At 67.8% G+C, this 17,468-nt stretch carries 19 protein-coding genes; 5 read left to right on the top strand and 14 right to left on the bottom strand.

Features of this window, described 5'->3' with window-relative positions; genetic code table 11:
- Positions 1-25: 25 nt before the first annotated feature.
- The 5 genes from SH203_RS04925 to cysG are packed head-to-tail and all read right to left on the bottom strand — an operon-like array spanning position 26 to position 5,445.
- Complete coding sequence (locus SH203_RS04925; protein ID WP_087119753.1) at positions 26-1,024, bottom strand: cysteine synthase A; 999 nt, start codon at positions 1,022-1,024, stop codon at positions 26-28.
- 36 nt (positions 1,025-1,060) lie between these two features.
- Entirely contained in the window at positions 1,061-2,137 is a 1,077-nt protein-coding gene (locus tag SH203_RS04920) for a phosphoadenylyl-sulfate reductase (protein ID WP_087119752.1), read from the bottom strand.
- Positions 2,121-3,791, bottom strand: a complete 1,671-nt coding sequence (locus SH203_RS04915) for a nitrite/sulfite reductase (protein ID WP_087119751.1) — start codon at positions 3,789-3,791, stop codon at positions 2,121-2,123. Before SH203_RS04915 ends, SH203_RS04920 begins: the two co-directional genes overlap by 17 nt.
- Positions 3,791-4,066, bottom strand: coding sequence for a DUF2849 domain-containing protein (locus SH203_RS04910; RefSeq protein ID WP_087119750.1), 276 nt, complete (start codon positions 4,064-4,066; stop codon positions 3,791-3,793). The genes SH203_RS04915 and SH203_RS04910 overlap by 1 nt, the downstream gene beginning before the upstream one ends.
- A complete protein-coding gene (gene cysG, locus SH203_RS04905; protein ID WP_087119749.1) occupies positions 4,063-5,445 on the bottom strand; it encodes a siroheme synthase CysG in 1,383 nt (460 codons plus the stop codon). Before cysG ends, SH203_RS04910 begins: the two co-directional genes overlap by 4 nt.
- 121 nt (positions 5,446-5,566) lie before the next feature.
- Between cysG and gcvA the strand changes: the two genes are divergently transcribed.
- Both gcvA and SH203_RS04895 read left to right on the top strand, forming a co-directional pair.
- On the top strand, positions 5,567-6,496 hold the full coding sequence (gcvA, locus tag SH203_RS04900; protein WP_087119748.1) for a transcriptional regulator GcvA: 930 nt from the start codon (positions 5,567-5,569) through the stop codon (positions 6,494-6,496).
- A 34-nt stretch (positions 6,497-6,530) separates the two neighbouring features.
- Positions 6,531-7,265 (top strand): NYN domain-containing protein, encoded by a 735-nt coding sequence (locus tag SH203_RS04895; RefSeq protein ID WP_087119747.1) that lies wholly within the window; start codon positions 6,531-6,533, stop codon positions 7,263-7,265.
- 13 nt (positions 7,266-7,278) lie between these two features.
- Here SH203_RS04895 and dxs read toward each other — a convergent pair whose 3' ends face one another.
- The 4 genes from dxs to SH203_RS04875 form a co-directional block, all read right to left on the bottom strand.
- A complete protein-coding gene (dxs, locus tag SH203_RS04890) occupies positions 7,279-9,189 on the bottom strand; it encodes a 1-deoxy-D-xylulose-5-phosphate synthase (RefSeq protein WP_087119746.1) in 1,911 nt (636 codons plus the stop codon).
- Between the two features lie 58 nt (positions 9,190-9,247).
- A complete protein-coding gene (locus SH203_RS04885; RefSeq protein ID WP_087120164.1) occupies positions 9,248-10,123 on the bottom strand; it encodes a polyprenyl synthetase family protein in 876 nt (291 codons plus the stop codon).
- 79 nt (positions 10,124-10,202) lie between these two features.
- A complete protein-coding gene (locus SH203_RS04880; protein ID WP_054766482.1) occupies positions 10,203-10,454 on the bottom strand; it encodes an exodeoxyribonuclease VII small subunit in 252 nt (83 codons plus the stop codon).
- 48 nt (positions 10,455-10,502) lie between these two features.
- The gene (locus SH203_RS04875; protein WP_087119745.1) at positions 10,503-11,165 is read right to left on the bottom strand and encodes a histidine phosphatase family protein; all 663 of its coding nucleotides are present in this window, start codon (positions 11,163-11,165) and stop codon (positions 10,503-10,505) included.
- A gap of 196 nt (positions 11,166-11,361) precedes the next feature.
- Between SH203_RS04875 and SH203_RS04870 the strand changes: the two genes are divergently transcribed.
- Genes SH203_RS04870 through SH203_RS04860 form a run of 3 tightly spaced genes read left to right on the top strand, consistent with a single transcriptional unit; the run spans position 11,362 to position 13,639 of the window.
- A complete protein-coding gene (locus SH203_RS04870; protein WP_087119744.1) occupies positions 11,362-11,889 on the top strand; it encodes a GNAT family N-acetyltransferase in 528 nt (175 codons plus the stop codon).
- Between the two features lie 20 nt (positions 11,890-11,909).
- On the top strand, positions 11,910-13,088 hold the full coding sequence (locus SH203_RS04865) for a VWA domain-containing protein (RefSeq protein WP_087119743.1): 1,179 nt from the start codon (positions 11,910-11,912) through the stop codon (positions 13,086-13,088).
- A 50-nt stretch (positions 13,089-13,138) separates the two neighbouring features.
- Positions 13,139-13,639, top strand: a complete 501-nt coding sequence (locus SH203_RS04860) for a hypothetical protein (RefSeq protein ID WP_087119742.1) — start codon at positions 13,139-13,141, stop codon at positions 13,637-13,639.
- Positions 13,640-13,703: 64 nt separating this feature from the next.
- Here SH203_RS04860 and SH203_RS04855 read toward each other — a convergent pair whose 3' ends face one another.
- From SH203_RS04855 to SH203_RS04835, 5 genes are all read right to left on the bottom strand, one after another.
- Positions 13,704-13,883, bottom strand: coding sequence for a CsbD family protein (locus SH203_RS04855; protein WP_087119741.1), 180 nt, complete (start codon positions 13,881-13,883; stop codon positions 13,704-13,706).
- An 84-nt stretch (positions 13,884-13,967) separates the two neighbouring features.
- A complete protein-coding gene (locus SH203_RS04850) occupies positions 13,968-14,411 on the bottom strand; it encodes an NUDIX domain-containing protein (protein ID WP_087119740.1) in 444 nt (147 codons plus the stop codon).
- A gap of 17 nt (positions 14,412-14,428) precedes the next feature.
- Positions 14,429-15,469 carry a sensor histidine kinase gene (locus SH203_RS04845; RefSeq protein WP_087119739.1) on the bottom strand — a complete coding sequence of 347 codons (1,041 nt, stop codon included), beginning with the start codon at positions 15,467-15,469 and terminating at the stop codon, positions 14,429-14,431.
- Positions 15,466-15,867, bottom strand: a complete 402-nt coding sequence (locus SH203_RS04840) for a response regulator (protein ID WP_087120163.1) — start codon at positions 15,865-15,867, stop codon at positions 15,466-15,468. The genes SH203_RS04845 and SH203_RS04840 overlap by 4 nt, the downstream gene beginning before the upstream one ends.
- A gap of 20 nt (positions 15,868-15,887) precedes the next feature.
- Positions 15,888-17,414, bottom strand: a complete 1,527-nt coding sequence (locus tag SH203_RS04835) for a CHASE3 domain-containing protein (RefSeq protein ID WP_200808812.1) — start codon at positions 17,412-17,414, stop codon at positions 15,888-15,890.
- Between the last annotated feature and the right edge of the window lie 54 nt (positions 17,415-17,468).

The following is a 17,468-nucleotide window of genomic DNA, read 5'->3' as shown; positions in this document are numbered from 1 at the left end:
CCACAAGTGGGGAGGAGACGATGGTTTATGCCCACTCCGGGATGGGCAATCCCTTCGACTTCAGGAATTCCGGGTTGAACAGTTTGGACGCATAGCGCGATCCGGGGTCGCACAGGCAGGTGACGATGGTCTTGCCCGGCCCGATCTCGCGCGCCAGCCGCACGGCCCCGGCGATGTTGACCCCCGCCGATCCGCCCAGCGACAAGCCTTCGTGCTTCACCAGATCGAACAGCAGGGGCAGGAACTCGGCGTCCTCAATCCGATAGGCGTGGTCGGGGCGGAAGCCTTCCAGATTGCCGGTGATCCGGGCCACGCCGATGCCCTCGGTGATCGACGACCCCTCGCCCGTCATCTCGCCCTTGTTGAACCAGTTGAACATGGCGGCGCCGGCCGGATCAGCTAGGGCGATGGTCACGTCGGGCTTCTGCTCACGCAGATAGGCCGAAACCCCGGCGATGGTGCCGCCCGAGCCGACCGCCGAGACGAAGGCGTCGATCTTGCCCCCCGTCTGGGCCCAGATTTCCGGGCCGGTGGTCCGATAGTGGGCGTCGCGGTTGGCCGTGTTGTCGAACTGATTGGCCCAGATGGCCCCGGCCTCTTCGCTGTCGTTCAGCTCGGCCGCCAGACGCCCGGAATAGTGGACGAAATGGTTCGGGCTGGAGAAGGGCGCCGCGTCCACCTCGACCAGACGCGCGCCCAGCGAGCGGATCGCCGCCTTCTTTTCCTCGGACTGGGTGCGCGGAATGACGATGACGACCGGATGGCCCAGAGCCGCCCCGACCAGGGCCAGGCCGATGCCGGTGTTGCCCGCCGTGCCCTCCACCAGGGTTCCGCCGGGACGCAGCGCGCCCGACGCCTGCGCCGCCTGCACGATGGACAGGGCGGCCCGGTCCTTGATCGAGCCGCCGGGATTCAGGAACTCGGCCTTGCCCAGGATTTCGCACCCCGTCTGGTCGGACAGGCGGTTCAGACGGACCAGCGGCGTATTGCCGATCAGGTCGATGACGGTAGGCGTGACGGACACGTTGAAACTTTCAGGCGAGGTCGGAGAGGAGGCGGATCAGGCGGCGGCCTGACGTTTGCCTAGGTGGATGCCGCACTCGACCTTGTCCATACCCGACCAGCGGCCGGCGCGCGCGTCCTCGCCGGTCTGGACCGCCCGCGTGCAGGGCCAGCAGCCGATGGAGGCGTAGCCCTGCTCCACCAGGGGATGGCGCGGCAGGTCGTGGTCGTCCAGCCAGGCTTCGACATCGTCCGCGTCCCAGTTCGCCAGCGGATTGATCCGCAGCACCCCGTCCAGCACCTCGAACGGTTTCAGCCGCGCCCGCGTCGCCGCCTGATAGCGTTTGCGCCCGGTGATCAGGGCGTTGAACCCGGCCGTCGCCCGCGCCAGGGGCCGCACCTTCCTCAGGTCGCAGCAGGCGTCGGCGTCGATGCGCCACAGGTCGTCGCGCGCATCCAGCGCGGCCTTCTCGCCCGCATCCGGCGTAACCAGCCGCACGTCGCTCAGACCCAGCGCCTTGGTCAGTTGGGTGCGATAGGACAGGGTCTGCAGGAAATGCTGGCCCGTCTCCAGAAACACCACCGGCGTCTCGGGCCGTTCCTCGGCGATGATGTGCAGCAGGGCCGCCGATTCCGCGCCGAACGACGAGATTGCCCCGACCCGCAGGCCCAGCGCCGGGTCCAGCGCCGCCCTGATGATTTCGGACGCCGACTGGCCCTTGACCTCGTGGTTCAGCCGTTCGGCCAGCGCCGCCAGGTCGCGGTCGTTGGAGGCCTGACGACGCCGCCAGATCGTCGGCGCGGCGTCCGTCGCGGGCTGATAGGCGGCGCTGAAGGCTTGATCCATCCGCGCCCATGCGGCGGCGTCCGCGCCCGGCGCCAGCTCCACCGCATCGAACCCCGACCGGCGCAGGTGCCGCGCCTGATCCGGCAACAGCTTGCCCGCCGCGATCAGCCGCCCGCCATAGCCGCGCTCGCGCAACACGGACGCCAGCGTGAAGCCGCGTCCGTCGCGGAACGCCTCGAATTCCAGCACCAGCACGTCTTCGGACGCCGCCGCCGTCTCGACATCGTCCAGCGGCGTCGTCACCGACAGGCGCAGCCCGTTCTGTATCCCTTCAAGCGTCTGCAGCATCGAGCGTCTCGTATATGGCGTCGCGGAAGGGATCGGGGCCGACGCGGCGCACCGTGTCGATGAACCGCTCGCCCTCAGCGCGGATTTGCAGATAGCGGTCCAGTGTCCGCTGAATGGCGGGCGCCACGGCGTCCGACGGCAGGCTCTTGCCCACGATGTCGCCCAGCGCCGCCTGTTCGTCGGGCGAGCCGCCGACGGTGATCTGATAATATTCCTCGCCCTTCCGATCGACGCCCAGCACGCCGATATGGCCGACGTGGTGATGGCCGCAGGCGTTGATGCAGCCGCTCATGTTGATGCGGACCGGCCCCAGCCTCTCCTGATAGTCCAGATCGGCCAGACGTCTGGACAGGGCCTGGGCCACCGGGATCGAACGGGCGTTGGCCAGGCTGCAATAGTCCAGTCCCGGACAGGCGATCACATCGGTCGCCAGATCGGCGTTGGCCGTCGCCAGCCCCGCCTGCCGCAGCGCCCGCCACACCGCCGGAACATCATCCAGCTTCACGTGCGGCAGGACCAGATTCTGCTCATAGGCGGCGCGGATTTCGTCGAACCCATAGCGTTCGGCCAGATCGGCGGCGACGTCCATCTGGTCCGCCGTGATGTCGCCCGGCACGCCGCCCACCGGCTTCAGCGAGATCACCACCGAGGCATAGCCCGCCTGCCGATGCCGCCGCACATTGTTGCGCGCGAACCGGGCGAAATCCGGGTCCGCCAGCAGGGCGCGGTCGAACGGGGCGCTGGCTTTCGGCAGGTCCTCGAACGGCGGCGGGGCGAAATAGGCCTGGATGCGAGCCAGTTCGTCGTCGGGGATGCGCAGGTCTTCGCGGCGCAGGGTGGCGTAGTGCTTGTCCACCTCCTCGCGGAACGCCTCGATCCCCAGAGAGGCGACCAGAATCTTGATCCGCGCCTTATGGATGTTGTCGCGCCGCCCCAGCAGGTTCCAGGCCCGCAGGATGGCGGTCAGATAGGCCAGCAGGTCCGCCGCCGGAACCGCCGCCGCGATTTCCTGACCGATATGGGGCAGGCGCCCCTGCCCGCCGCCGACGAAGACGCGGAAGGCCACGCCGCCATCCTCGCCCTTTACGATCTGCAAGCCCACGTCATGGGTGCGGATCGCGGCGCGGTCCTTGTCGGCGCCGATCACCGCGATCTTGAACTTGCGCGGCAGGAAGCTGAACTCGGGGTGGATGGTGGACCACTGACGGATGATCTCGCACCAGGGGCGCGGGTCCTCGATCTCGTCCTCGGCGGCGCCCGCGAAGACGTCCGTGGTGGTGTTTCGGATGCAGTTTCCGCTGGTCTGGATGGCGTGCATCTCGACCTCGGCCAGATCGCGCAGGATGGTCGGCAGGTCCGTCAGGGCGGGCCAGTTGTACTGGATGTTGCAGCGGGTGGTGAAATGGCCGTAGCCCTTGTCATAGGTCCGCGCGATCTGGCCCAGCCGCCGCAGCTGACGGCCACTCATGACGCCATAGGGAACCGCGACCCGCAGCATATAGGCGTGAAGCTGCAGATAGACGCCGTTCATCAGCCGCAGCGGCTTGAACTCGTCCTCGGTCAGGGCGCCGGATGCGCGCCGCGCCACCTGATCGGAGAATTCGTCGACCCGTTCGCGCACCAGCGCATGGTCGAACTCGTCATAACGATACATCAGCCCACGCCTCCCGCCACGCTGTGGCCCACCGTCGGCCCACCCGAGCGGATGCGCTCCTTCAGCCGGTCGCGGCCCGAGGGCGTGCGATCGGTCACTTCGAACAGATAGGGGTTCACGAAGACGTCGGGCCGCCCCGCGACCTGGGCCAGGGCGATCTCGGCCGCCGCCTCATCCAGCACCGACGCCTGTTCGATGCTGTCGACCGGCTGATTGTCCACGCCCGCATAGATGACGCGGCCGTCCGACAGGCGGTTGGCGGTGACGATCCTCATGCCGCCGCCTCCGACAGGTGCGCCTGCGTCGCGGAAAAGGCGGCCGTCTCTCCGACGAACAGTAGGGCCGGTCCCGTCAGGTTCGCCCCGCGCACCATAGCGCCCAGTTCGTTCAGCCGCCCGGTCAACACCCGCTCGTCCGGGCGTCCGCCATTCTCGACCACCGCCGCCGGGGTCGCCCCCGACCGACCCGCCGCCATCAGCCTGGCCGCCGTCTCTTCCGCCCGATCCGTGCCCATATAGATGGCCAGGGTATGGTTCGGTCCCGCCAGACGCGACCAGTCGGCCTCGACCCCGCCGGGCTTGGCCTGCGCCGTCACGAAGGTCACGGCCTGCGCATGGTCCCGGTGGGTCAGCGGAATGCCCGCCGACGCCGCGCAGGCCAGGGCCGCCGTCACCCCCGGCACCACGAAGACCGGCACGCCCGCCGCCCGCATGGCCTCCAGCTCCTCGCCGCCGCGTCCGAAGACGAAGGGATCGCCGCCCTTCAACCGCACGACCCGATGCCCCGCGCGGGCCTCGGCGATCATCAGGGCCTCGATCTGGTCCTGCGGCACGGAATGGTCGCCGCGCGCCTTGCCGACATACAGACGTTTGGCGTCGCGCCGCGCCCGCTCCAGCACCGCCTCGGGCACCAGACGGTCGTGGATGATGACATCGGCGTCCTGCAACACGCGCAGCGCCTTCAGCGTCAGCAGTTCGGGATCGCCCGGCCCGGCGCCCACGATGTGGACCACGCCCTGCTCCGGCGCGGCGAGGTTCAGCAGGCGCAGCATCTCGCGCCGCGCCTCGGCCGTCCGCCCCTCGGCCGCCAGGGTCGCGGCGGGTCCGCGGAACGCCTTCTCCCAGAAGCGGCGCCGCGCCATGAAGTCGGGCGTGCTGGCCTTGACCGTGTCACGCAGTTCGCGCGCCAGTCGCGCCACATGGGCCAGACCGGCCGGCAGCACGCCCTCGATGGCCGTGCGGATGTCGCGCGCCAGGATCGGCGCCGATCCGCCGGTCGCCACGCCCACCACCACCTCGTCGCGGTCGATCAGGGCCGGGGTCTGGAAATCGCTGAGCGCGGGCTGGTCCACCACATTGACCTGCGCCCCCGCCGCCCGCGCCAGAACGCCGATCCGCCGCGCCTGATCCAGATCGCCCAGCGCGATGAACACCAGCCGCGCGCCCGCCAAATCCTCTGCCTCGGGCGCTCGCAACAGGGGCGTCGGCGCGGTCAGGGGCGTCTCGATCCTGTCGGGCGCGCCGTCGGGTGCGAACCACGCCACCTCGGCCGGCGTGTTCAGGAACAGTCGCAGCTTGGCCAGCGCGGGCTCGCCTGCGCCGACAATCACGATTTTTGCGGCCTCCAGCGGAATGGAGGCGAGAAAGACACGCATCTTGCTTCTCAAGGCCGTCAGGACGAAAAAAGTGGCGACGGCAGGCCACGAACCTTCGACTTCATCGCCCGAGGCCGCAAACCAGATTGCCTTTGTCTCGCTGATAGGATTTCTAACGGCGATGGCCCGTCCCCTGCTCCCGCTCAACGCCTTGCGCGCCTTCGAGGCCGCCGCCCGGCACCTGAACTTCTCGCGCGCCGCCGACGAACTGTCGGTGACGCCGGGCGCCGTCAGCCAGCAGATTCGTCTGCTTGAGGACATCGTCGGCGGCCCTCTGTTCGTGCGCGAGGCGCGCGGCCTTCAGCTGACGGACCTGGGCCGTTCGTCGGTTCCGCTGCTGCGCGAGGGGTTCGAGCGGCTGATGGACGCCTCGGCCCTGTTGCGCGAACCGCCGCGCCGCAAACAGGTGTCGATCAGCGTCGCGCCCGGCTTCGCCTCCAAATGGCTGATGCCGCGCATGGACGATTTCCACACCGCCCATCCCGAGATCGAGCTGTGGATTTCCGCCGACATGGAGCCCGCCGACCTGACCGAGGGCAAGGTCGATCTGGCCATCCGCTACGGGCGCGGCGACTATCCCGGCCTGACCGTGGACCGACTAATGACCGAGACGGTCCTGCCCGTCTGCGCGCCCGCGCTGATGGACGGCGAACATCCGATCCGCAAACCCGCCGACCTGACACGCCACACCCTGCTGCACGACATGTCCAACGACGGCGATCCCAGCCGCCCCGACTGGGCCATGTGGCTGAAGGCGCGGGGCGTGCGGCATCCCGATCCGCGTCGCGGTTCGCGCTTCAACCAGTCCAGCCTGCTGATCGAAGCGGCCATCGCCGGTCGCGGCGTGGCCCTGGCCAAACGCACCCTGGCCCAGGCCGACTTGGCCTCGGGGCGTCTGGTCGCCCCCTTCCCCGATGGCTCGGAAGCCGTCGGCTTCGCCTACTACGTCGTCCAGCCCCGCGACCGTCCGCCATCGCCCAGCACCACCGCCTTCGTCGGCTGGTTGAAGAAACAGGCCGTGGACCACGACAATACGATGGGTCAGCTATAGGCTGGCGTCGTCCCACGAACGAAAGCCTCTCGTCATGGCCAATGGAAAGCCCGCGCGCCTCGCCATCCTGATCGATGCGGAAAACGCCTCGCCCCGCATCGCCGAGGCCCTGTTCACCGAGATCGCGACCCTGGGCGAGGCCTCGGCGCGGCGGGTCTATGGCGATTTCTCCAGCCCGCAGATCGCCGGCTGGACCAAGGTGCTGGCGCGCTGGGCCATCCAGCCCCAGCAGAATTTCGCCAACACCAAGGGCAAGAATTCAGGCGACATCGCCCTGGTGATCGACGCCATGGACCTGTTGCATTCCGGCCGGTTCGACGGTTTCTGCCTGGTGTCGTCAGATTCCGACTTCACTCGTCTGGCCGCACGCATCCGCGAGGAGGGCGTGGACGTCTATGGCTTCGGCGAACAGAAGACGCCGGAAAGCTTCCGCCAGGCCTGCACCCGTTTCATCTACACCGAGAACCTGACCACCCAGGCCGAGCCGGACGGCGACGCTGGAAAGAAGGCCGCCGCCGAACCCGCGCCCGCCAAGCGCAAGCCGACCGAGGCGACGCGCCTGATCGCCTCCGTCATCGCCGACATGGACGAGGACGGCGACGGCTGGGTTCTGGCCGGGGCCATCGGCAATCGGCTGCGCAACGCCTATCCCGACTTCGACCAGCGCACCTATGGCTACGCCAAACTGTCCGACCTGATCCGCGCCACGGGCCGGTTCGAGGTCGACAGCAAGGGTCCGGGCGGAATGCGGATTCGCGACCGGGCCTGACGAGGTTCCGTTTTTAGGCGCGTGCGGCCCGCGTCGCCTCGACGCCCAGGGCGGTCAGGGACGCGGCGGCGATGTGTTCGGCGTTCAGTCCGGCCTTGGCGTACATGGCGGCGGGCGTATCCTGATCCTGGAAGATGTCCGGCAGGTTCAGGGTGCGGACTTTCAGACCGCGATCCAGCGCGCCCTTCTCGGCCAGAAGCTGCAGCACAAAGGCGCCGAAGCCGCCCATGGCGCCCTCCTCCACCGTGATCAGGGCCTCATGCTCGCGCGCCAGGCGCAGGATCAGATCGGCGTCCAGCGGTTTGGCGAAACGGGCGTCGGCGACCGTGGCCGACACGCCCTTGGCGGCCAGCATATCCGCCGCCTTCAGCGATTCCTGCAAGCGTGTGCCCAGCGAGAGGATGGCGACCGAGGTTCCCTCGCGCACGATCCGGCCCTTGCCGATCTCCAGCGGTGCGGCCAGATCGGGGATGTCCACGCCCACACCGTCGCCGCGCGGATAGCGGAAGGCGCTGGGTCGGTCGTCGATGGCCATGGACGTCGAGATCATCGCCGCCAGCTCCGCCTCGTCCGAGGCGGCCATCAGCACCATGCCGGGCAGCGCGCCCATGAAGCCGATGTCGAACGATCCGGCATGGGTCGAGCCGTCGGCCCCGACCAGCCCGGCCCGGTCCATCGCGAACCGCACCGGCAGCGACTGGATGGCCACGTCATGGACCACCTGGTCGTAACCGCGTTGCAGGAAGGTGGAATAGATGGCGCAGACCGGCTTCATTCCGTCCGCCGCCAGACCGGCGGCAAAGGTCACGGCGTGCTGTTCGGCGATGCCGACGTCGAAGGTCCGCTCGGGAAAGGCCTGGCCGAACAGGTCCAGACCCGTGCCGGACGGCATGGCGGCGGTGATGGCCACCACGGTCGGATCGATCTTGGCGTGTTTGATCAGTTCGGTCCCGAACACCTTGGTGTAGCTGGGGGCGTTCGACACGGCCTTGGCCTGTTTGCCCGAGACCACGTCGAACTTGACCACCGCATGGAGCTTGTCCGCGCTGGATTCGGCGGGGGCGTAGCCCTTGCCCTTCTGCGTCACCACGTGAACAAGGACAGGCCGGTCCTCGATGGCCGCCGCCTTCTTCAGGATCGGCACCAGATTGTCCATGTCGTGCCCGTCGATGGGGCCGACGTAATAGAAGCCCAGCTCCTCGAAGAAGGTGCCGCCCGTCACCATGCCGCGCGCATATTCCTCGGCCTTCTTGGCCGCCTTGCGGAACGGACGCGGCAGATGCTGGGCCACCGATTTCCCCAACCGCCGCACATTCTGATAGGCGCCGCCGGACACCAGCCCAGCCAGATAGGCGCTCATCCCCCCGACCGGCGGGGCGATGGACATGTCGTTGTCGTTCAGAATGACCATCAGCTGGCCGTTGGTGGCCTCGGCGGCGTTGTTCATCGCCTCATAGGCCATGCCCGCCGACATGGAGCCGTCGCCGATCACGGCTACGACGCGGTTCTTGCCGCCCTTCTGATCGCGCGCGGCGGCGAAGCCCAGGGCGGCGCTGATCGAGGTCGAGGCGTGGGCCGCACCGAATGGATCGTACTCGCTCTCGCTGCGCTTGGTGAAGCCGGACAGGCCGCCGCCCTGGCGCAGGGTGCGGATGCGGTCGCGCCGCCCGGTCAGGATCTTGTGCGGATAGCACTGATGCCCGACGTCCCAGATCAGGATGTCCTTCGGCGTCTCGAACACATGGTGCAGCGCCGTAGTCAGTTCGACCACGCCCAGTCCCGCGCCCAGATGTCCGCCGGTGACGGACACCGCGTCGATGGTCTCGGCCCGCACCTCTTCGGCCAGCTGTTTCAGCTGGGCGATGTCGAAGCCCCGCATGTCGGCGGGAATCTTGACGGTGTCGAGCAGGGGGGTGTCGGGCATCGGGCGGAACCTTGAAGGTCTTCTTGTCTCAACCCGTCGAAACAGGTCAGGTTTCCTATCAGGACCGGCGCTTTAGCACAAAGTCCACGCTGGCTCTGAGGATTTCGGCCTCCTCGCCGAACGGCTCCAGATGCGAGCGGGCCTGATGAGCCAGATGCGCGACCCGGTGCCGCGCCGCCTCCAGTCCCAGCAGGGTGACGAAATTGGTCTTGCCCAGGGCGGCGTCCTTGCCCCCCGCCGCCTTGCCCATTTCCTCGGCCGAACCTTCGGCGTCCAGAAGGTCGTCGACGATCTGATAGGCCAGCCCGACGTCGTGGGCGAAGCTGATCAGGGCGTGGCGATGCAGGGCCGAGGCGTCGGCGACGATCAGCGGAATCTCGAAGGCGTAGGCGAACAGGGCGCCGGTCTTCAGCCGCTGCATCCGCGCCACCCCGCCCAGGTCGTCGCGCACGCCCAGAAGGTCGATCATCTGGCCGCCCGCCATGCCCCGCGCGCCCGACGCCAGCGACAGCCGCGCCGCCAGTTCGCAACGCACAGCCGCATCCTCGTGCGTGTCCTCGTGCAGGATGATGTCGAAGGCGGCGGTCTGCAGCGCATCGCCGGCCAGCACCGCCGTCGCCTCGTCATAGGCGCGGTGGACGGTCGGGCGGCCTCGCCGCATGTCGTCGTCGTCCATGCACGGCAGGTCGTCATGGACCAGACTGTAGGCGTGGACGCATTCCAGGGCGCAGGCGGCCCGCAGCACCGACCGCTCGTCGATGTCGAAAAGCCGCGCCGCCTCCAGCGCGAAAAACGGCCGCAGGCGTTTGCCTGGACCCAGCGCCGCATAACGCATCGCCTCGGTCAGACGTGATTCCGGCCCCTCGGCGCGCGGCAATAGTTCGTCCAGCGCGACCGTGACCAGGTCCGCGACCTCGCCCACGCGGTCGATCACCGCCTGTTCAGGGGAATTGGCGGCGATGACGCGGGTCAAGACGACCGACCGCCCTTCGCCACCGCAAGACGATGAAGGATCATTCGAACGACGCCGCCTCGACGCCCTTGGCCTGGCCGTCGGGGCCGACGACGATCTTTTCGACGCGCAGTTGGGCGGCCTTCAGCCGCGCCTCGCAATGCGCCTTCAGCCGCGCGCCCTCTTCGTACAGGGCGATGGATTCCTCCAGCGGGGCCTGACCGGATTCCAGGCGGGACACGATGGTCTCCAGCCGCTGCAGGGCGTCTTCGAAACTGAGATCGGCGGGGATGGCGGGGGCGGCGTCGGTCATGGCGCGGACCCTAGAGGGCGTCGCCGCGCGCTTCAACGCCAGAAGCGGCTATCGCTTCTCGTAGCGACGCTGGGACCAGTATTTGAAGCCCTGGTTCTGCACCAGTTTCCAGCCGTCGCCCTTCAGCGCGCGACCGACCATGTGATTGAAATAACCGTGGGCGAAGACCAGCACGTCCTGACCGCTTTCGGCGCGCGCGATCAGCTTCTGCGCCGCCTGTTCGGCCCGCGCCTCGGCCTGGACGCGGGTTTCCTGGCCGTCGTGATGGTCGAAGGCGTGCCACCAGAAGCGCGACACCACGCCCCACCATTTGGGCGACAGCTTGATCCATTCCGGCACCGGCGGCGGCGGCAGCGGCGCCTCGATGAACATGACGTCCGACATGACCTCGCGCCCCGCCGCGACGGCGGCGGCGGTCTCCTGGGCGCGTTGGCGGGTGGAGGCGTAGATGGCGCCCGCGCCCTGAGCCGTGGCGACCAGTTCGGCGGGGGGCGTCTGGCCGGCCAGCAGGCCGCCGATTTCGTACCTGGCCCACCAGTCGCCGTACTGGCGCGCCGTGATCAGGCATTTGCGCGACAGGGCCGGCTCGCCGTGGCGGGTCAGGATGATGGCGCCGGGACGGGTCGCGACCAGAGCGCCGACGGACGGCGCGGCGGCAGGCGGGACCACGGACGGTTCGGTCGAATCGAGGGACAGGGCGGGGACAGACATGACGAGCGGACAGGCCTTTGGCATCAAGGCTTTAGACGTCCTCAGTCCTCCCCAAGCGTGGCGACGCATGCGACCGAAGAACGGCCCTGATCTTCAAGGTGGTAGCCCCCCTCGCGCGCCGACACAACCTCGACCGAACAGCCGCGCCGCGCGATCGCTCTGGACGGCCCCCGCCCCTTGCCGTCTAACCACGGCCATGACCGCGCCCGTGATCCGCCCCGCCCGCCTGGAAGACGCCGCCGCCCTGGGCGTCCTGGGCCGCCAGACCTTCGTCGACACCTTCGTCACCGGCTTCGGCATCCCCTATCCGCCCGCCGATCTGAACGCCTTTCTCGACGCCAGTTTCGACCTGGCGCCGACGCAGAGGAAACTGGCGGAACCGGGCTGCGCCTGGTGGGTGGCCGAGCGCGACGGCGACCTGCTGGCCCTGGCCAACGCCGGTCCCAACGGCCTGCCCCACCCCGACGCCCGGCCGGGCGATCTGGAGCTGCGCCGCCTCTACGTCGCCAAGGCGGCGCAAGGGCTGGGGCTGGGCACGGCGCTGCTGACCCTGTCGCTGGACTGGATGCAGGCGGAATCCGACGGCCCGCTGTGGATCGGCGTCTGGAGCGGCAACGAAAAGGCCCAGCGCCTCTACGCCGCCCACGGCTTCGCCAAGGTCGGCGAATACGACTATCCCGTCGGCGCCTGGCGCGACCGCGAGTTCATCTTGCGGCGGGGTTGATCCGGGTTCAAACCTTCAGAATGCTCCTGCCCTTCTTCACCGCCCTGCGCGACGCCAAGGTTCCGGTGTCGATGAAGGAATGGCTCCATCTGATGGAGGCCATGGACCGTGATGTCGCCGGGCGTCAGGTCGAGGCCTTCTACCACCTGTCGCGCGCCGTTCTGGTCAAGGACGAGAAACACTACGACCGGTTCGATCAGGTGTTCGGCACGGTGTTCAAGGGGATCGAGACGGTGGACACGGGCAAGGACCTGACCACCGACATCCCCGAGGACTGGCTGCGGCTGCTGAACGAGAAATATCTGTCCGACGAGGAGAAGGCCCAGATCGAGGCGCTGGGCGGGTTCGACAAGCTGATGGAGACGCTGAAACAGCGTCTTGAGGAGCAGAAGGAACGCCACTCGGGCGGCTCCAAATGGATCGGCACGGGCGGGACCAGCCCCTTCGGGCACGGCGGCTACAATCCCGAGGGCGTGCGGATCGGCGGGCCGGGCAAGCACGGCCGGGCAGTCAAGGTCTGGGAGAAGCGCGAGTTCAGGAACCTGGACGACACGGTCGAACTGGGCACCCGCAACATCAAGGTGGCGCTGCGCCGCCTGCGCCGTTTCGCGCGTCAGGGGGCGGCGGACGAACTGGACATCGACGGCACCATCGACGGCACGGCGCGCCAGGGCTGGCTGGACATCCAGATGCGGCCCGAGCGGCGCAACACGATCAAGGTGCTGCTGTTCCTGGACGTCGGCGGCTCGATGGACGGCCATATCAAACTGGTCGAGGAGCTGTTCTCGGCGGCCCGGACAGAGTTCAAGAACCTGGAGTTCTTCTACTTCCACAACTGCCTCTATGAAGGCGTCTGGAAGGACAACCGCCGCCGCCACGCCGAACGCACCCCGACGTGGGAGGTGCTGAACAAATACCCCGGCGACTGGCGCGCCATCTTCGTCGGGGACGCGACCATGTCCCCTTATGAGATCACCATGCCCGGCGGCTCGGTCGAGCACTGGAACGAGGAGGCGGGCGCCGTCTGGATGAAGCGGGCGCGGGACCAGTGGGAACGGTCGGTCTGGCTGAACCCGGTTCAGGAGCGATACTGGGGCTACACCGCCTCGGTCGGCCTGCTGCGCGAGGTGATGGACCAGCGGATGTATCCGCTGACGCTGGACGGGCTGGACAAGGCGATGCGCGCCCTGACAAGGTGACGCGCCCGCCCGGAGCGAACGGCCCGGGCGCTGCGCAAGGGGTTCGACCGATGATCGCCGCCGCCTTCGCCGTCCTGCTTCTTCAACAAGCGCCATCAATGGTGGTGTGGGACGCGCCCGCGACCGCGCCGGCGCCCGCGCCGCCCACCCCCGCCGCGCCGCATTCCGTGCCCACCTGGGGTCTGGCCGATCCGTTCGGGTTCGAGCGGGCGCGGTGCAGTCCCCTGGTTCGCGGCGATACGCCGATGCAGACCTGCCAGGCCGAGGTCCGCGCGCAACTGGCCCTGGCCATGGGCCCCGACCTGCCGGACGCCTTGCGTCCCAGCGGCATGGCCGGCGACTGTCAGATGATGCAGGGGGCCGCCGCCGGTTCTTCCTATGCGGTTCAGTGCGGGCCGCAGTCGCGGACGACCGAGGCCCCGTCCGGCCTGCGCGAGATGGACTGTCGCCCGCGCCCGACGCAGGGTGGTTTCAGCTCGGAATGTCGTCCGGTCGATGGAGCGGACAAGAAGGGGCTGTCGATGACGCTCTGGGGCGACAGGAACAACTGACCCCAAGGAAAACGCCGCCCGCTTTCGCGGACGGCGTTCACGCATTCAGTAACAAGGGTGAGGTTCAGCCCTTGTCGCGCAGACTGTCCTTGACGCCGCCGACGGCGTTCTGGACCTTGCCCTCGACCTGATCGGCCTTGCCCTCGGTCTGAAGCTTGGTGTCGCCCGTCACCTTGCCGGCGGCTTCCTTGATCTTGCCGCCCATGTTCTTGGCGGCGCCTTCGATACGGTCGTGATCGGCCATGGTCTGTCTCCTTATCCGGCGTCGCCGATGCGGCGTCGCGCGTCGATCGGAAAACGGGGACGCGAAGGCGGCGTTCCGTAAGGCTCAGCTTGGGCGACGCAGCCACACCGCCACGGCCCAGGCGTGGGAATCGTGCCGCAGCCTGGACAGGGCGAAGGTCGGGTCCAGCCAGACGAGGGTATGATCGTCCTCGCATTTGGCGGACGCCTCTTCCGCCACGACGCGGGCCGTCCAGAAGCCGCCGACATTGTTCACCGGCTCGTTTGTCGAGCGGATGAAATACTGGCTGGCCTCGGCGATGCGGTTCAGGGGCGCGATGGTCAGGCCCGTCTCCTCGACGAACTCGCGCCGCAGGGCCTCGACCTCGGTTTCCTCAAGGTCCAGCCCGCCGCCCGGCAGGTCGAAATAGGGGCCGGCGGCCCGCTCCACCCGCACGCAGGCGATCAGGCCGTCACGTTCGACCACGCCGAAGGCGACGGGGCGGTGACGATAATCGGTGGCGGGTCTGCGAACGCCGAACTGAAGCATGAGAGAACGCCGAACCCTTAGAGGTCGAAGGCCAGCCGGGCGCGCACGCCCTTGTGCGCGCCGTCGAACTCCACCGCCGACCGCAGGCCCGACGCCATGGCCGAGATGATCTTGGCGCCCAGGCCCGTGCCCTTGGGCGCGCCGTCGCCCATGCCCGGCCCGTCGTCCTCGACCGTCAGGACGACGCGGTGGTCGCCCTCACGCTCCAGATGGATGCGGATTTCTCCGGCCTGGCCCGGCGTATAGGCGTATTTGACCGCATTGGTGACGAGTTCTGTCACGATCACGCCGATGGACACGGCCTGGTCGGTGGTCACGGACAGGGGCATGGCCTCCAGCCGCAGGCGCGGCGAGCCCTCGTCCGGCCCGATGGACTTGGACAGTTCGTCCATCAACCCTTCCAGATACTCGTGCATGGCCACCCGGCTCATGTCGCCGGAGGTGTAGAGGCGGCGATGGACGTGGGCCACGGCCTCGATCCGCGCCTGCGATTCCCTCAGCGCGTCCTTGGCGCCCTGGTCGGCGATATGGCGCATCTGCAGCGACATGAAACTGGACACCAGTTGCAGCGAATTGCCGACGCGGTGGTTCACCTCGCGCAGCATGGCCTCGGCCCGGTCGCGGGCGAGACGGATTTCTTCCTGCGCCAGATCGTTCTCGCGTTGCAGGCGCCGCCGCAGCAGGGCGTCGTCCAGGGCCGCGCGCAACAGGGAGGTGAAGTCTTCCGACACGTCCTTGATGACATAGTCGGCCGCGCCGGCGCGAAGCGCGGCCACCGCGATCCGCCCTTCTTGCGCGCCGGTGACATAGACGACCGGCGGCGGCGCGTTCAGCGCCAGGATGTCGGGCAGGACGTCCAGTCCGTCGCGCGACGGCATATAGTGATCCAGGGCGCAGACGTCGTATTCGTGCTGCTGCAACAGGGCCAGCCCGGCGTCGCCGTCGGGCGCGCAGGTAACGGCGTAGCCGTGACGCGCCAGCTCCTTCTCGACCAACCGGGACAGGCCCCGGTCGTCGTCGATGTAAAGCAGGCGAATGGGCTGGTCGGCCTCGATCACTCGATCTCCGGGGCCTGAATCACCGACAGGAACAGACCCAGCTGGCGGATCGCGCCGGCGAAGGATTCATAGTCCACCGGCTTGGTGATATAGACGTTGCAACCCAGGTCGTAGCAGCGCTGGATTTCGACCTTGTCGTCGGTCGTGGTCAGAACCACGACGGGCGCGCGACGCAGCCGCTCATTGCCCTTCACCTTTTCCAGAATGTCGGTTCCCGACATATCCGGCAGGTTGAGGTCCAGCAAAATCAGCAGCGGGCCGTTTTCCAGGATTTCTTCGCTGAACAGATAGTCCAGCGCCGCCCCGCCCTCATCGAAATGCTTGATCTCGTTATTGATGTTCGCGCGACGGATATTCTTTTCGATCAGCTTGGCGTGACCGTGGTCGTCTTCGACCATGATGATTTTGACGGGATTCGTCACAACGCGGCTCCGGGTTCGGCTAGGATCAGTCGTTTGGGGAATTTCAGCAGGAAAGTCGAGCCTTTGCCCAGTTCGGATTCCACGTCGATGGTTCCGCCCAGCCGCCGAACGCTGTTGCGGACGAAGGCCAGGCCCAGCCCCTCTCCCGAACGGTCCTGTTTGCCGGATCGCCGGAACAGTTCGAAGATTCGCTCATGGTCGCGCGGTGCGATCCCCCGGCCGTTGTCGGCGATGCGATAGACGACCCAGCCGCCCGGCGTGTCCTCGCCCGAAACCACGATCTCGCCCGGCCGCCCCTGATCCAGATATTTGACCGCATTGTCGATCAGATTGCCGACGATCTGCTCCATCGAAATCCGGTCGCTCTCGATCTCGGGCAAGGGCTGGACCTCGATCCGCGCGCCCGAGGCCTCGGTCTGGTGGTGGACGCTCTTGGCGATGTTCTCGGCCATCGTCGTCATGTCCAGCGTCTCGGGCAGCAGGTTGCGGCGCCCTTCGCGAGACAGCTTCAGGATGGCGTTGATCAGACGGTCCATCTTTTCGGTCGAGGCGCGGATGAAGCCGATGGCCTCCGGCATGTCCTCGCGGACGGCCATGACGACTTCGGCGTCGACGCTTCGCGTCTTCTCGGCGTCGGCGATGGCGCGGTCCACGACCTTGCCCGCCTGCTCCAGTTCGGACGTGTAGCCCATGACGTTGACCAGGGGCGCGCGCAGGTCGTGGCTGACGATATAGGCGAAGCGCTGGATTTCCTCGTTGGCCCGCATCAGGTCGCCGGTGCGCTCCTTGATCTTGTCCTCCAGACCGGCGTTGATCTCGTCCAGAGCGGCGCGGGCGTTCTGCATTTCGGCGACGTAGCGCCGCACCATCCAGGCCGACAGAAGGGCCAGGATCACCACCAGCAGCCCCGTGATCGCGTTCATCACCACCGTCAGGGTGCCGAACCGCTCGGACTTCAGGGTGCGTTCGGCGATGCGGCGCGATTTCAGGGCATCGAAATCGTCCACCGCCGCCCGCAGGTCGTCCATGTAGCGTTTGCCCTCGCCGGAACGGACCGACTGGATCGACTGGCCGATGCGTCCCTGCTGCGCCAGCGTCAGGGTGTGCTCCATTTCGGCCCATTTCTGATCGGCGAGACGATGGATGCGATCGACCGGGGCCTTCAGGGTCGGATCACGGGCGGCGCCTTCGTCCAGAAAGGCGACGGCGGGCGCGATCTCGGACTGCGCCCGGCGATAGGGTTCCAGAAAGTCGCTTCGGCCGGTCAGCAGAAAGCCTCGCTGAGCCGTTTCCGCGTTCAGCATGGCGATCAGCGTGGTGCGCGAGGCCCGACGCATCTTCTGCGCATGTTCGATGGTGTCGTTCACCGCCGCCGTGCGCTGGATCATTACGAAGGTCGTCACATTGACGACGATCAACAGGGCGAAGGCCAGGAACATCATGGCCAGGATCGAGCGCGCCAGTGACGGCGTGCGCGCGAAATCTCTGAATCGTAACAGGCTGCGGCGCGAAGTCGGGATCATGGCCCAGCTTTAGCCCCGCAGGCCACGGGGTCAAATTTCATTCTGGCCGGGCGG

Source organism: Brevundimonas sp. SH203 (assembly GCF_002157625.1).
Taxonomy (GTDB): Bacteria; Pseudomonadota; Alphaproteobacteria; order Caulobacterales; family Caulobacteraceae; genus Brevundimonas.
The sequence above is the reverse complement of the archived record's forward strand: the minus strand, read 5'-3'. Positions and strand labels throughout refer to the sequence as shown.

Excerpts from the sequence above, each read along its gene's own strand:
- SH203_RS04920 (WP_087119752.1), bottom strand. The coding sequence starts at position 2,137 with ATGCTGCAGACGCTTGAAGGGATACAGAACGGGCTGCGCCTGTCGGTG.
- SH203_RS04915 (WP_087119751.1), bottom strand. The coding sequence starts at position 3,791 with ATGTATCGTTATGACGAGTTCGACCATGCGCTGGTGCGCGAACGGGTC.
- SH203_RS04910 (WP_087119750.1), bottom strand. The coding sequence starts at position 4,066 with ATGAGGATCGTCACCGCCAACCGCCTGTCGGACGGCCGCGTCATCTAT.
- cysG (WP_087119749.1), bottom strand. The coding sequence starts at position 5,445 with ATGCGTGTCTTTCTCGCCTCCATTCCGCTGGAGGCCGCAAAAATCGTG.
- gcvA (WP_087119748.1), top strand. The coding sequence starts at position 5,567 with ATGGCCCGTCCCCTGCTCCCGCTCAACGCCTTGCGCGCCTTCGAGGCC.
- SH203_RS04895 (WP_087119747.1), top strand. The coding sequence starts at position 6,531 with ATGGCCAATGGAAAGCCCGCGCGCCTCGCCATCCTGATCGATGCGGAA.
- dxs (WP_087119746.1), bottom strand. The coding sequence starts at position 9,189 with ATGCCCGACACCCCCCTGCTCGACACCGTCAAGATTCCCGCCGACATG.
- SH203_RS04880 (WP_054766482.1), bottom strand. The coding sequence starts at position 10,454 with ATGACCGACGCCGCCCCCGCCATCCCCGCCGATCTCAGTTTCGAAGAC.
- SH203_RS04875 (WP_087119745.1), bottom strand. The coding sequence starts at position 11,165 with ATGTCTGTCCCCGCCCTGTCCCTCGATTCGACCGAACCGTCCGTGGTC.
- SH203_RS04870 (WP_087119744.1), top strand. The coding sequence starts at position 11,362 with ATGACCGCGCCCGTGATCCGCCCCGCCCGCCTGGAAGACGCCGCCGCC.
- SH203_RS04865 (WP_087119743.1), top strand. The coding sequence starts at position 11,910 with ATGCTCCTGCCCTTCTTCACCGCCCTGCGCGACGCCAAGGTTCCGGTG.
- SH203_RS04860 (WP_087119742.1), top strand. The coding sequence starts at position 13,139 with ATGATCGCCGCCGCCTTCGCCGTCCTGCTTCTTCAACAAGCGCCATCA.
- SH203_RS04855 (WP_087119741.1), bottom strand. The coding sequence starts at position 13,883 with ATGGCCGATCACGACCGTATCGAAGGCGCCGCCAAGAACATGGGCGGC.
- SH203_RS04850 (WP_087119740.1), bottom strand. The coding sequence starts at position 14,411 with ATGCTTCAGTTCGGCGTTCGCAGACCCGCCACCGATTATCGTCACCGC.
- SH203_RS04840 (WP_087120163.1), bottom strand. The coding sequence starts at position 15,867 with ATGGTCGAAGACGACCACGGTCACGCCAAGCTGATCGAAAAGAATATC.
- SH203_RS04835 (WP_200808812.1), bottom strand. The coding sequence starts at position 17,414 with ATGATCCCGACTTCGCGCCGCAGCCTGTTACGATTCAGAGATTTCGCG.